This is a genomic window from Salinivibrio sp. YCSC6 (assembly GCF_004916735.1).
In the GTDB taxonomy this organism is placed as follows: Bacteria; Pseudomonadota; Gammaproteobacteria; order Enterobacterales; family Vibrionaceae; genus Salinivibrio; species Salinivibrio proteolyticus.
In genome coordinates, this window is record NZ_CP039516.1 from 2,216,299 (window position 1) to 2,228,671 (window position 12,373).

At 50.3% G+C, this 12,373-nt stretch carries 14 protein-coding genes; 7 read left to right on the top strand and 7 right to left on the bottom strand.

Going from position 1 to position 12,373, the window contains the following annotated elements:
• Positions 1–44 precede the first annotated feature (44 nt).
• The 3 genes from pyrH to rpsB all read right to left on the bottom strand — a co-directional run bounded on the left by pyrH (position 45) and on the right by rpsB (position 2,560).
• A complete protein-coding gene (pyrH, locus tag E8E00_RS10240; protein ID WP_069588604.1) occupies positions 45–773 on the bottom strand; it encodes a UMP kinase in 729 nt (242 codons plus the stop codon).
• A gap of 83 nt (positions 774–856) precedes the next feature.
• On the bottom strand, positions 857–1,699 hold the full coding sequence (tsf, locus tag E8E00_RS10245; RefSeq protein ID WP_096631070.1) for a translation elongation factor Ts: 843 nt from the start codon (positions 1,697–1,699) through the stop codon (positions 857–859).
• A 132-nt stretch (positions 1,700–1,831) separates the two neighbouring features.
• A complete protein-coding gene (gene rpsB, locus E8E00_RS10250) occupies positions 1,832–2,560 on the bottom strand; it encodes a 30S ribosomal protein S2 (RefSeq protein WP_069588601.1) in 729 nt (242 codons plus the stop codon).
• Between the two features lie 458 nt (positions 2,561–3,018).
• Here rpsB and map point away from each other — a divergent pair, with 458 nt between their 5' ends.
• The 3 genes from map (at position 3,019) to E8E00_RS10265 (ending at position 6,966) form a co-directional block, all read left to right on the top strand.
• Positions 3,019–3,813 (top strand): type I methionyl aminopeptidase, encoded by a 795-nt coding sequence (gene map / locus E8E00_RS10255; RefSeq protein WP_069588600.1) that lies wholly within the window; start codon positions 3,019–3,021, stop codon positions 3,811–3,813.
• 53 nt (positions 3,814–3,866) lie between these two features.
• A complete protein-coding gene (gene glnD / locus E8E00_RS10260) occupies positions 3,867–6,488 on the top strand; it encodes a bifunctional uridylyltransferase/uridylyl-removing protein GlnD (RefSeq protein ID WP_096631068.1) in 2,622 nt (873 codons plus the stop codon).
• 100 nt (positions 6,489–6,588) lie between these two features.
• Positions 6,589–6,966 (top strand): DUF3461 family protein, encoded by a 378-nt coding sequence (locus E8E00_RS10265; protein WP_069588596.1) that lies wholly within the window; start codon positions 6,589–6,591, stop codon positions 6,964–6,966.
• 67 nt (positions 6,967–7,033) lie between these two features.
• Here E8E00_RS10265 and truC read toward each other — a convergent pair whose 3' ends face one another.
• Together truC and E8E00_RS10275 are read right to left on the bottom strand one after the other, a co-directional pair.
• Positions 7,034–7,789 (bottom strand): tRNA pseudouridine(65) synthase TruC, encoded by a 756-nt coding sequence (gene truC, locus E8E00_RS10270; protein WP_096631065.1) that lies wholly within the window; start codon positions 7,787–7,789, stop codon positions 7,034–7,036.
• Positions 7,786–8,106, bottom strand: a complete 321-nt coding sequence (locus E8E00_RS10275) for a YqcC family protein (RefSeq protein WP_096631063.1) — start codon at positions 8,104–8,106, stop codon at positions 7,786–7,788. The genes truC and E8E00_RS10275 overlap by 4 nt, the downstream gene beginning before the upstream one ends.
• A 140-nt stretch (positions 8,107–8,246) precedes the next feature.
• On the opposite strand from E8E00_RS10275, the gene E8E00_RS10280 reads away from it, so the two are divergent.
• The 4 genes from E8E00_RS10280 (at position 8,247) to E8E00_RS10295 (ending at position 11,039) form a co-directional block, all read left to right on the top strand.
• Positions 8,247–9,299 (top strand): DUF3549 family protein, encoded by a 1,053-nt coding sequence (locus E8E00_RS10280; RefSeq protein WP_077455950.1) that lies wholly within the window; start codon positions 8,247–8,249, stop codon positions 9,297–9,299.
• Positions 9,289–9,597 (top strand): DUF3301 domain-containing protein, encoded by a 309-nt coding sequence (locus E8E00_RS10285; RefSeq protein ID WP_069588591.1) that lies wholly within the window; start codon positions 9,289–9,291, stop codon positions 9,595–9,597. Before E8E00_RS10280 ends, E8E00_RS10285 begins: the two co-directional genes overlap by 11 nt.
• An 845-nt stretch (positions 9,598–10,442) precedes the next feature.
• Entirely contained in the window at positions 10,443–10,676 is a 234-nt protein-coding gene (locus E8E00_RS10290; RefSeq protein ID WP_096631061.1) for a DUF2789 domain-containing protein, read from the top strand.
• Between the two features lie 66 nt (positions 10,677–10,742).
• A complete protein-coding gene (locus E8E00_RS10295) occupies positions 10,743–11,039 on the top strand; it encodes a hypothetical protein (RefSeq protein ID WP_077455947.1) in 297 nt (98 codons plus the stop codon).
• Here the strand turns inward: E8E00_RS10295 and E8E00_RS10300 are convergent.
• Together E8E00_RS10300 and syd are read right to left on the bottom strand one after the other, a co-directional pair.
• Positions 11,007–11,786: a Zn-ribbon-containing protein gene (locus tag E8E00_RS10300; RefSeq protein ID WP_096631059.1), complete on the bottom strand. Its 780-nt coding sequence runs from the start codon at positions 11,784–11,786 to the stop codon at positions 11,007–11,009. The genes E8E00_RS10295 and E8E00_RS10300 overlap by 33 nt on opposite strands.
• Positions 11,783–12,331 (bottom strand): SecY-interacting protein, encoded by a 549-nt coding sequence (gene syd, locus E8E00_RS10305; RefSeq protein ID WP_077455946.1) that lies wholly within the window; start codon positions 12,329–12,331, stop codon positions 11,783–11,785. Before syd ends, E8E00_RS10300 begins: the two co-directional genes overlap by 4 nt.
• Positions 12,332–12,373 lie beyond the last annotated feature (42 nt).

Genomic DNA, 12,373 nt, shown 5'->3' on the forward strand with positions numbered 1-12,373 from the left:
CCTTGCGATTGAATTTTACTGTCCGATTATGCCACTAAATCGGCTTAGCTGTTAGTAATCAGAGTGCCTTCTGTTTCACCCATCACGACACGGCGTAAGGCGCCCGGCTTATTCATGTTAAACACACGGATCGGCATTTGGTGATCGCGTGCTAACGTAAATGCGGCCAAATCCATTACTTTCAACTCTTTTTCGAGTACATCTTGGTAACTCAAGGTTGAATAAAGCTCAGCATCTGGGTTTTTGGTTGGGTCATCACTGTATACGCCGTCGACTTTTGTTGCTTTGATCACCACGTCAGATTCAATTTCAATGCCGCGTAGGCACGCCGCTGAATCCGTGGTAAAGAAAGGGTTGCCCGTTCCGGCAGAGAAAATCACCACACGGCCATTACGAAGCTGGCTAATCGCTTCAGCCCAGTTATAGCTGTCACACACACCATTAAGTGGAATGGCGGACATCACTCGTGCGTTCACATAGGCACGATGAAGTGCATCACGCATTGCCAAACCGTTCATCACGGTGGCCAGCATACCCATGTGATCGCCCACAACACGGTTCATTCCCGCTTCGGCAAGACCAGCGCCACGGAATAAATTACCGCCGCCGATGACTAATCCGACCTGAACACCTAACTCGACCAATTCTTTAATTTCTTGTGCCATACGGTCTAGCACAGTTGGATCGATACCGAATCCATCGTTGCCCTGCAGGGCTTCACCACTGAGTTTAAGTAAAATGCGTTGATATGCAGGCTTAGGATTTGTAGTCATGTCACTACCTTATATTAGGCACTAAGTTAGGGAAGAAGGTTATGGAAAGGCCGCGGCGAATACCGCGGCCTGAATCAGAAAAATTAGCCTTTTTGTGCAGCAGCTACTTCTGCAGCAAAGTCTACTTCTTCTTTCTCGATGCCTTCGCCCACTTCAAAGCGGATGAAGTTAGTCACTTCGGCACCTTTTTCTTTCAGCATTTGGCCCACAGTTTGCGCTGGGTCCATAACAAATGCTTGACCAGTCAGAGAGATTTCGCCGGTGAATTTCTTCATACGGCCAACAACCATTTTCTCTGCGATTTCAGCAGGCTTGCCTGACTGCATCGCGATATCAACCTGGATTTGTTTTTCTTTCTCAACCACGTCAGCTGGTACGTCTTCTGGGTTAACGTACTCAGGCTTAGATGCAGCAATGTGCATAGCAACGTGCTTGATGGTTTCTTCGTCAGCGTTTGCAGCTACAACCACACCGATGCGGTCGCCGTGACGGTAAGAACCTACTTTCGCGCCTTCGATGAATGAAACACGACGGATGTCCATGTTTTCACCGATTTTTGCAACTAGCTCAGCACGCTGCTGTTCGAATTTTTCTTTCAGCGCGTCGATTTCTAGGCCTTCTGCCAAAGCAGTTTCAGCCACTTGGTTAGCAAATGCAGCAAAGTTAGCATCTTTAGCAACGAAGTCAGTTTCACAGTTGATCTCAACGATCGCTGCTTTGCCTTCGCTTTCTTTAACCAGAATCACGCCTTCAGCAGCAACACGGCCAGCTTTTTTCGCTGCTTTAGCCGCACCACTTTTACGCATGTTTTCGATCGCGACTTCGATGTCTGCGTTCGCTTCAACCAGTGCTTTTTTACATTCCATCATGCCAGCGCCGGTGCGCTCGCGCAGTTCTTTAACCAGGGCAGCGGTAACAGTTGCCATTGTTCAATCCTCGATTCGAAACTATTTGGGTAAAAAACAGGGGCCCGACTTCGGCCCCTGCTAACCATACTTAGCTTACAGCATGAAAGATGACACGCTGATGGCTAAGAACGCTCACAAGGAGCTGTTGTCTTACTCAGCGACTTCAACCAGCTCGTCTTCTGCTTGCGCAACGATGTCTTGGCTACGGCCTTCTTTGTATGCGTCAGACGCTGCGTTCAGGTAAAGTTGGATAGCGCGGATTGCGTCATCGTTACCTGGGATTACGTGGTCAACGCCGTCTGGGTTAGAGTTAGTATCTACTACCGCAAATACTGGGATACCCAGGTTGTTCGCTTCTTTGATAGCAATGTGCTCGTGATCCGCATCGATAACGAACATTGCATCAGGCAGGCCGTTCATGTTTTTGATACCACCCAGAGACTTCTCAAGTTTTTCCATCTCACGAGTGCGCATCAGCGCTTCTTTTTTGGTCAGCTTTTCAAACGTACCATCGGTAGACTGGGTTTCCAGGTCTTTCAGACGCTTGATAGACATACGAACGGTTTTCCAGTTGGTCAGCATGCCGCCCAACCAACGGTTGCTCACATAAAACTGCTCGCAGTTTTCTGCTGCCGCTTTTACCGCTTCGCTTGCTGCGCGCTTAGTACCAACGAACAGGACTTTACCTTTACGCTCACCGATTTTTGACAGTTCAGCCAAAGAATCGTTAAACATTGGTACAGTTTTCTCAAGGTTGATGATGTGTACTTTGTTGCGAGAACCGAAGATGAAAGGCTTCATCTTAGGGTTCCAGTAACGGGTTTGGTGACCGAAGTGTACGCCCGCCTTGAGCATGTCGCGCATTGAAACAGTAGCCATGATAATTTCCTCTTGGGGTTAGGCCTCCACATATCCCATTTGACCGACCCGCACAGGGCACCCCGGACAATGTGACGATATGTGTGTGATTTAAAATAAAAAGTGTTTAGTGAAATGCCATCAAGATGAAACCTGACAAAAACAGATTGATCACAATGACGGATTTCGGCGCGCTTTATACCACATAAAGTAGGCAAAAATCCAGATAAATTGCCCAAGCGAAGGCCGGTTTGTCGTATTGCCGCACCACTGCCCAAACGGCGAAAGGTGTGGTTCTGGTTTCCAGAAACCGCCCAGCTTGATACCATGTGCCCACTTCAATGTGTCTGCCCCGCGCTACCGGTGACCAAAGCGTAGCAGGTCAAAGCAGCGCATGCCTGATTTATCAGGGTGTGAGGTCCCTCACGCTCTGACGCTCATTGCCTCGATGAGCGAGACGAATTAAGTGAGAAAGCAAAATGACGATCCCAATTAAAACAGCAGAAGAAATAGAAAAAATGCGCGTTGCCGGTCGGTTGGCCGCAGAAGTGCTGGAAATGCTGGCCCCACATGTAAAGCCAGGCGTTACTACGCGTGAACTGGATGACATCGCGCACAAATATATGACTGAGGTGCAGGGCACCACACCCGCTACCTTGAATTATCACGGCTTCCCTAAATCCATGTGTACCTCTATCAACCACGTGGTTTGTCACGGGATCCCTTGTGACGAAGATGTGCTCCAAGATGGCGATATCGTCAACATCGACGTCACCGTTATTAAGGATGGCTATCACGGCGATACATCGAAAATGTTTTTGATTGGTGAGGTCTCTTTGGAAGACAAGCGCCTTTGCCGTGTCACCCAAGAAAGCCTTTATCATGCCATCAAAAAGGTGAAGCCGGGCGCTACAGTTGGTGACATTGGTACTGCTATCCAAAAATTCATCAAAAGCAGCAACACTCGCTATTCGATCGTTAAAGAGTACTGTGGACACGGTATCGGTGCGAGCTTCCATGAAGATCCACAAGTGGTGCACTACAAAAACAACGACCGAACCATCCTCAAACCTGGCATGTGCTTTACCATTGAGCCTATGATTAATGCAGGTAAATACGGTACCGTGCTTGATGAAGACGATGGTTGGACGGTTTATACCATTGATGGCAAGAAGTCAGCGCAGTGGGAGCACACCCTGCTGGTGACCGAAACTGGGGTGGAAATCTTAACCCTTCGTGAAGAAGAAACCATCCCACGTCATATCAACCACTAAGACTCTGATAAAAGCCGGGCTTGCTCCGGCTTTTTTATGCGCAAAGGAACGCCATGACAGACACAGTGATCACACCACAAAGTTTGACCCAAGACCAATTGAGCCCAGTGGCACTCAAAGCCCAATTTCAGCACCTCCTTGAGCAACAGAAGCAAGACTTCCTCGCCAATGTTCCGGTGCCTGAACTGGTCTATCAGCGTAGCGACTACATGGATGCGCTGATGCACAGGCTTTGGCAGCATTTTGGTTTTGACCAGCACCCTCATCTCGCCTTGGTTGCAGTAGGTGGCTACGGTCGGCGTGAACTCCACCCCCTGTCTGATATTGATCTGCTATTACTTTGCCAAGGGCCATTAGACGAGTACCAGCAACAAAAACTCAGTGAATTACTGACCTTATTGTGGGATCTCAAACTTGAAGTGGGCCACAGCGTGCGCACGGTCGATGAGTGCATCAGTGTCGGGCTCGACGATCTGACGGTGGCAACCAACCTGCAAGAAGCACGCTTATTATGCGGCAGCGAGCGGCTATTCAATGCGCTGGAACAGCGCGTTCATGCGGATGACTTTTGGCCCAGCGAGCGTTTTTATCGCGCGAAAGTGGAAGAACAGAAAGCCCGCCATCGCCGCTATCATGACACCGCCTACAAGCTGGAACCAGATCTGAAGTCAAGCCCCGGTGGACTGCGCGACATCCATACCCTCGCTTGGATCGCCCGACGCCATTTTGGCGCCACCAGCCTGCGTGAGATGAGTCACTATGGCTTTCTGACTGATGCCGAGTATCGCGAACTGAATGAGTGCCAAAACGTACTCTGGCGGATTCGCTTCGCGCTTCATTTAGAACTGCGCCGCTATGACAACCGGCTGACCTTCGCGCACCAAACCTCCGTTGCCGAATTGCTAGGCTATCGTGGCGAGGGAAATCGTGCGGTAGAGCAAATGATGAAAGACTTCTTTCGCACGCTCGGTCGGATCGGCGAGCTTAACAAGATGTTGCTGCAAATCTTCGATCAAGTGATTATCGACAATGGCCGCCCGGGCCAAATCGACATTCTGAGTGACGATTTTCAGCGCCAAGGCAATGCGATCGAAGCGCGCAAACCGGCACTATTTCAAGCACGCCCTGACACCATTCTCGATATGATGCTCCATGTGGCTGATGACACCACCATAGAGGCCATATCGGCGCCGACCCTTCGTCAACTGCGCACGGCACGTCGTCGGCTTAACCATTTTTTGTGTCAGCAACAAGACGCTCGCGAAAAATTTATGGCCTTGGTGCGCCACCCCAATGCGCTGCATAAAGCCTTTAGTTTGATGCACCGCCACGGCATTATGTCAGCCTACCTGCCGCAGTGGAGTCAGATCGTCGGACAAATGCAGTTCGACTTGTTCCACGTCTATACCGTGGATGAGCACACCATTCGCTTGCTTAAACACATGCGCCTTTTTGACGATGAGGCCAACCGAGAACGTCACCCCATTTGTTGTGATATTTTCCCTCGACTCGCACGCCGCGAGTTACTGCTAATCGCAGCTATCTTTCATGACATAGGCAAAGGGCGCGGCGGCGATCACAGCGAAATTGGTGCCATCGAAGCCCATGACTTTTGCCTTGAGCACGGCTTATCTCGCCCTGAAGCGAATATTGTCAGTTGGCTGGTGCGAAACCACCTCCTGATGTCCGTGACTGCACAACGTCGCGATATTTACGATCCCGACGTGATCACCGACTTTGCCAAAGAAGTGCGCGATGAGGAGCGGCTTGACCTGCTAGTGTGTTTGACCGTCGCCGACATCAATGCCACCAACCCTGACTTATGGAATAGCTGGAAACGCACCTTGATCGCAGAGCTCTATTACTCGACGCAAAAAGCCTTGCGCCGCGGACTAGAGAATCCGCCGGATGTCCGTGAACGGATCCGCCATAACCAACACTTAGCAGCCGCCATGCTGCGCAAGCAAGGGCACAGCCCGCGTGATATTGAGTTGCTTTGGCAACGCTTTAAAGCCGATTACTTTCTCCGCCATACCCACAAGCAAATCGCTTGGCATAGTGAACATTTGCTCCACCATCAAAGTGACCAACCTTTGGTGTTGGTGAGCAAAAAGGCGACCCGAGGCGGAACCGAAATCTTTGTTTATTGCCAAGATAGGCCCAGTTTATTTGCGCGCGTGGTTGCCGCATTAGATAAGAAAAACCTGAGTGTCCATGATGCACAGGTTATGACCAGCAAAGATGGACATGCACTCGATACCTTTATGGTCATGGATCAAAATGACGAGGCGATTCCCCTCGACCGTCATCCCCGGATTATCGAAGGGGTCGCCAAGGCCATTGAAGAAACGGGCAAGATCACCATTCCGCGTCGTCGAGCGCCACAAAAGCTCAAACACTTTACCGTCAAAACTCAGGTCCTTTTCTTACCAACCAAAAATGGACGCCGCACCTTGATGGAGCTGGTAGCCCTCGATACACCGGGTTTGCTGGCCCGCGTTGGTGCCGTGTTTGCGCGGCAAGGCGTCAGTGTTCATGCAGCGAAGATCACGACCATTGGTGAGCGGGCAGAAGACTTTTTTATTGTAACGGATGCCCAAAACCAAGCCCTGACATCTGAACATCAAGCGCAACTAAAAACCGCGCTAGAGAAGACGCTATCGCAAGCAAAATAGCCAAAGTGGTCACGGTAATTGGTGTAGCTGACGGGCTACACTGAGCCCTGTATCGAAACGCTGGCTCACAGCGTGTACGACGTCAACTTATGAGGTGGTTATGTACCAACAGTTAAAAAATATCGGCGTTGAGCATCCAGAGAAAATCGAGCGTTATTCACTGCGCCAAGAAGCCAGTTATGACACGCTGAAGATCTATTTTGAAAAGCAAAAAGGCGAATTGTTCGCTAAGAGCATGAAGTTTAAATACCCACGCCAGCGTAAAAATGTGGTCGTGGACAGTGGCACGGGGCGCTTTCGTGAAGTCACAGAGATCAATCGCAGCTTATCACTGGTGATTGATGAACTGGACCAAATCGTCCAACAAGAACAAGCCGAACATGATGTAAAACAGAAGATCCTGACCGATTTACGTCATCTTGAGAAAGTCGTCGCCAGTAAAATCGCTGAAATTGAATCTGAGCTGGAAAAACTCTAATCAGCGCAGGCAGCTCCAGCGCTCATACAGCCTAACAATGCGTCGTGCTGTTCGGCACGACGCCCTGCTAATTTCCCATTAAATCCGCGTTATCAGGCCATTGCCAGGCAAACGCCTCCATCAGCGCTTGCCACTGGTTGTCAATCGGCGCCGTCACCGTTAGAGACTCACCAGACACAGGGTGTTCAAAACACATCTGGCTTGCGTGCAACAGTAAACGATGACAATCAAAGTGGTGACGAAAAACCCGGTTATGCCGTCCATCGCCGTGGGTGGTGTCGCCAATAATCGGATGACTGAGATGATGCATATGTCGACGCAACTGATGTTTGCGACCGGTATGCGGCTGCATGGCGACTAAACTATACCGGCTGGTTGCATAACGCCCCGTCGCGATCGGTAACTCTATTTTCGCTAATGGCTGATAGTCGGTGATCGCCGACTTGGCTTCCGGCGCCTGGCTGGCATGCTTATCAGCAATCTTGTCTTGTTCTTCCACCAGCGGATAATCAAGCTGGCCGGCGTCTGTTATCCAGCCTCGGACGATGGCATGGTAGCCCTTTTTAATCTGGTTGTTGGCAAACTGTGGCATCATTGCCGCGGCAACGTCACTGGAAAGGGCAAACACCAAGACACCAGAGGTGGGTTTATCAAGCCGGTGGAGTGGATAGACATGTTGGTCAATTTGATCCCGTAACGTTTGCATCACAAAACGGGTCTCACCTTTATCCAACCAAGAGCGATGAACCAGCATACCGGCAGGTTTATTGACCACCACCAAGTGATCGTCTTGATATAAAATACTCAGCGGCAGGTCTGTCATTGATCGGCAAACAAACTATCAATCCGCACAACCACAGCGACCACCTCACGATGTCCCGCTTGCTCTTTCATTGCTTCTTCCACATAAGGTGAAATTTCAAAGTTACGCGGTAAAGTCTGCCCAGCATCAATCAGTGCACGCATCTTAGGTACAAAAATCCATTGCAGCCATTCGTGGCATGCCAACGTATCGACAGCAAAAGGCTCAGTGCTCGCGAGACGCTCATCCGACGGTGGCGTCGTTTGCCATAGCGCGTGATCATTTAGCACTTGCTCCAACTCATCAAGAAGTTGGATACATTGAAAGTGAAGACTCATTGATACCCTCATCACTTAGTGTTTATGGAAACCGCGAAGCATACCATGATCAAGCCAAAGACAACACGCACAAGGCAAGCATCAACTGGGTGAAAACTGATATACTCCCGCCCATCAAGCGAAAACAGCGAGCGGATATCATGGAATCTTTTCACGCGCTGAGCACCCTTTTTGATCATGCCCAGTGTCAGTTTAGCGTCTACGACTTAGGCCGACGTGTTTGCCTTCTCGACGATGCCGAGTTTCGTGCCGTTGAGGCGAACCAACAACCTTACCCTTACCCTCTGCGCCATCATGCGCATATGGCTGTCGCGTTCTGGCCAAAGGGCGGCGCACCTTGGGTATGGTTTTTGAAAATGCCACTGGATGAGCGAGGGCTACTCAGTCACACCGCGATGGGCGACTTTCTGCAATATGTCAGTGCAGCCATGGGGGAGAATTTAAGCGCAACGCCGAACAAAGCGCAGCGAGAGAAGCTGGCTAACAACCCTTACACCTTCACCCCAACCGATGACAAGATGGCGATGTTTCATGCTTCGCTCACCTACTCGCTCGGTCGTCCCGCGAGCCAATATTACGAACAAGCTCAACACTATTTAAACGGTGAACTCGGCTGGGATAACTGGCAAGGCGTTGGCCTACAAGGCTTGGCAGATATTTGCGTGCGTATGCACGAGCAAAACAATGCCACGCGAGTAAGAAAAGCGATCGCCAATATGCCAACCACGCCGCAATATGCATTGCTGGGGTGCTTGGAGCACTGCACCTTGAGCGACAAGCTTGCTGCCACCTTGCGCACGCTATTTAGCGATTTGTGTGAGAGCCAAGAAGTCGACCTCTTTTTCGTTAGCGCATTATTGCGCGCCCATGCGGGTGCACCAAAAGCACAGCGCGATCAATTGATCCGTGCCGTATTAGCTAAACGCGCACTCCACCATCAAGAGATCTTTGTCGCCATCGCGGGGCGGTGCTGGGATGGATTAACCGATGATGCGGTATTGGATGCCTTTTTAATTGCGATTGCCGACCAACATGACCCGGCGCTATTCCAACAAATCTATGCCGATCTGGTGATGATGCCTGAGCTTCGCGGTGCATTATTAAGCCGCTTGCATGGCAATACCTCTCCGGCACTGACTCAGGCGATGGCTCGTCTGCAATCGGCAGTGAAGCAACCCCATCATGATCACTGATCTTGTTACCCTGTTACTCGTCTTTGTCGTCGCGATGCTGTTTTGGCAACAGCGGCGGCAAAGCGAGCACGCGCATCGATACATTCAGCATTATTGCCAACATATGGGGCTTCAGGTGTTATCCATTGCGCGCGGTAAGCATCGGCTCACACACACCGATCAGGGCTGGCGCTGGGTAACACATTACTGGTTTGAATTTTCATCGACCGGGCAAGATAGCTATACCGGCCATGCGCAGTTGCGAGGATTTCGCTTAAAAAGCATCGACACGCCGGTCCATACCATGCCTGTACAATAAGGCCCATACCCACACAATCGCGCCATATTCGCGCAAATGGATAAGCTGTACTAGAGTAACAGTATGATGCACACGTCGCGCGACACGCGAGTAGTACGTGACAGGGAGTCACCGGAAAAGATGGGGTAACCGCTCATGTTTACCGGCTACAAAAAGGAAGGGCGCAGCTTGCGCCGCGCCCGAGAGTTTTACTTGCAGCTATCCTGCTACTAAAAGGTGCTCCCTGCATCATTCCTTGATCAGTCGCCGATTCCTTCAGCGTCGTTCCATGTCTCTCCGTCTTGGAGGTGTCCTTTCGTCATCCTGACAAACCGAAATTCCCGTTTTCGATAAGCTCTCCATCCTGGAGGTGTCCATGACTTCGTCCTGAAGTATTCCTTAAGCCCCCATCCTGGGTTGTCCTAAGTCTTCCTGACGTACAAGCTTCCTGCTTGTAGAGAACGGTTCCATCCGATGTCCTTCTGCAATCCTTGCCAGCGCTTCATCCTGAAGTACTGCCTCATCCTGAGGTACCGAGTCCTTGGTGATTCCTGTTCCCTGTGTCAGTTCCCTTCCGACACCGATAAGATTACGCGACTGAGCCTTTGGCACAAGGCATCACAACGTGCGCGATGTCTCAATTTTATCCCAATCTTATAAAACAAAACATAAACTATTGTTTTTATTAAACTAAAAGCCAACCCCTTCTCGTTTAACCCGGTACGATTCTGCTTTTCTCCCACGCCTTTGTAAGAGATATCTCACAAGCGAACCAGCACTTTGTCCCTACCAGAGTACAAGGCAAGCTGTCTAGAGGATTGCTATAGTCAAATAATGGATGCATAGACTAGGTTTGAGGAGCGACAATGGAAACTTTCCAGCACGATTTAACGCACTTGTTTGAGCAATTAGGCCTAGCAAGCGACCAGCAGGCTATCGAGCATTTCTTAACAAGCCATTGTCTGGTCGATGGTCAATCTTTGGTAGATGCGCCGTTTTGGAACACCGCCCAACGGACTTTTATCCATGAAGCGTTACAAGAGGATGCCGATTGGGCCGAACAAGTCGACACCCTTGATGCTTTGTTGAGAAAATCTTAGATTACGACGAGGTCAGCGCGGCAGCGAGTTAGCCAAGCGCACGTATTAATGAGATTGAGAATCACGATGAGTTATCAAGCGGCACTAGAACGCGCAATCCACACCTTGGTCCAAAAAGGGCAATCAGTCACCGTGGCAAAGCTGAAAGCACAGCTTGATACCCCGGTGCCGTTGCCCCTGATTATTCAAGCGGTAAAAAGTGCCAAATCTAATTCACCGTTACCCGACATGGCCGAGGCAGAGACTGCTCCTTCAGAGGCAATGCGAATTGCGGCGCTCGAGCAGCAAGTCTCCCAACTGACGGCGCGTCTGAGCGAATTGGAAGAGCGCTTAAGTGAGCTTGAAGTCCCACGAAAGGTTTGAGACCAAACGGCAAGCCTCGCACTTGAACAGGAAAATATCGTGCAGTGGTGTTTCCAATCGCCACTGTCCACCACATTTAGGACAAGGGCGCGCTAACTCACTGTCCTTATCTTTACCACCGACACGGTATTGATAGTAATATGTGGGTATACCCGTGAGGTATTCAATCCGTCCACGCAAATCCCAGCCACGTTGGAACAATCGAGTTTGCGGGTTTTCTAGCTCGTTAAGCCCGGCAAACTCCGCATCACTGGCACCCGCCATCTGCAATTCATCACACGCTTGCCATTCCGTTTGCCACTTGATCACAGATTTGTGGTCACCATTAAAGGTCGCGGGTAAGCGATATAAAGGGATCGGCAATAAGGTATCGCCACACCGTAATGGCGAGCAGGTGTGCACAAACGTGGTGTATAGCACCTGCCAGCTCGGCGAGGTGCTCGGCGCCGCTTGTTCGGAGTTAAGGTCGCGACCTAAAAGGCGTACCTTAGGCTGAGTCAGACACGCCTCGGACAATTGATTCAATGCTCTCTTGACTTGAGGGCTATTAAATTTTGGCTGCAACGCATCTTCATCCGGACAAACAACCCGAAGCTGAAACTGCCCTTCTTGCATCAGTATCGGGAATTCACGCCCCAACACCTGACCGTTGTAACGCAACGCATCCATCAAGCCATTAATCGCGCGGTCAACCGCGCTCACCGTTGTATTGTCGAAGCACTCGAAGGTTAGCTCGGTAAGGATCATGATACATCCACCTCTAACGCCTCAATGAATTGCTCAACATCGTCCGCCAACACCTCTCGCGATCCTTTATTGAGTACTTCTTTCACCACTTGGCCCGTGACATTATCAATAGCAATAATCGTCATTTCATCATCAGTGGTCGCAATAAAGACACTCGGGGAGCATTTACGCTGGCGCTGCATCATTAAATGCCCAAGAATATTTTCTTGTAAGCGGGCCAAGTCATCTTCACTCCACACTTGCAGTAAATTGAAGCGCTCACCGCCAAAATGCACCGGCAAATCTGCGCAGTACATAAAGTTATAAAAGTCTTTAATGTCGCTGTGCAGACGTAACTCAATCGCGTGCTCCACGTTGGTGAAGTCTGCCAAGGTATCACGCTGAACCGGTTGCCATTGCACTTGGTGGGCATTTTCGCTCTCGACACACGGTGACGCTAAGCCTAAATACGCCTCCGTGCACGGCAAGCACTGCTGCACCTTTCGCCATTTGGCAACATATTTCTGGGCTAGCGCCCAAAGGGCGTTATGTAATGTGTTCTCCATTAGCAACCTATAGCAAGATTCAGTAAACTTTACCCATTCTAC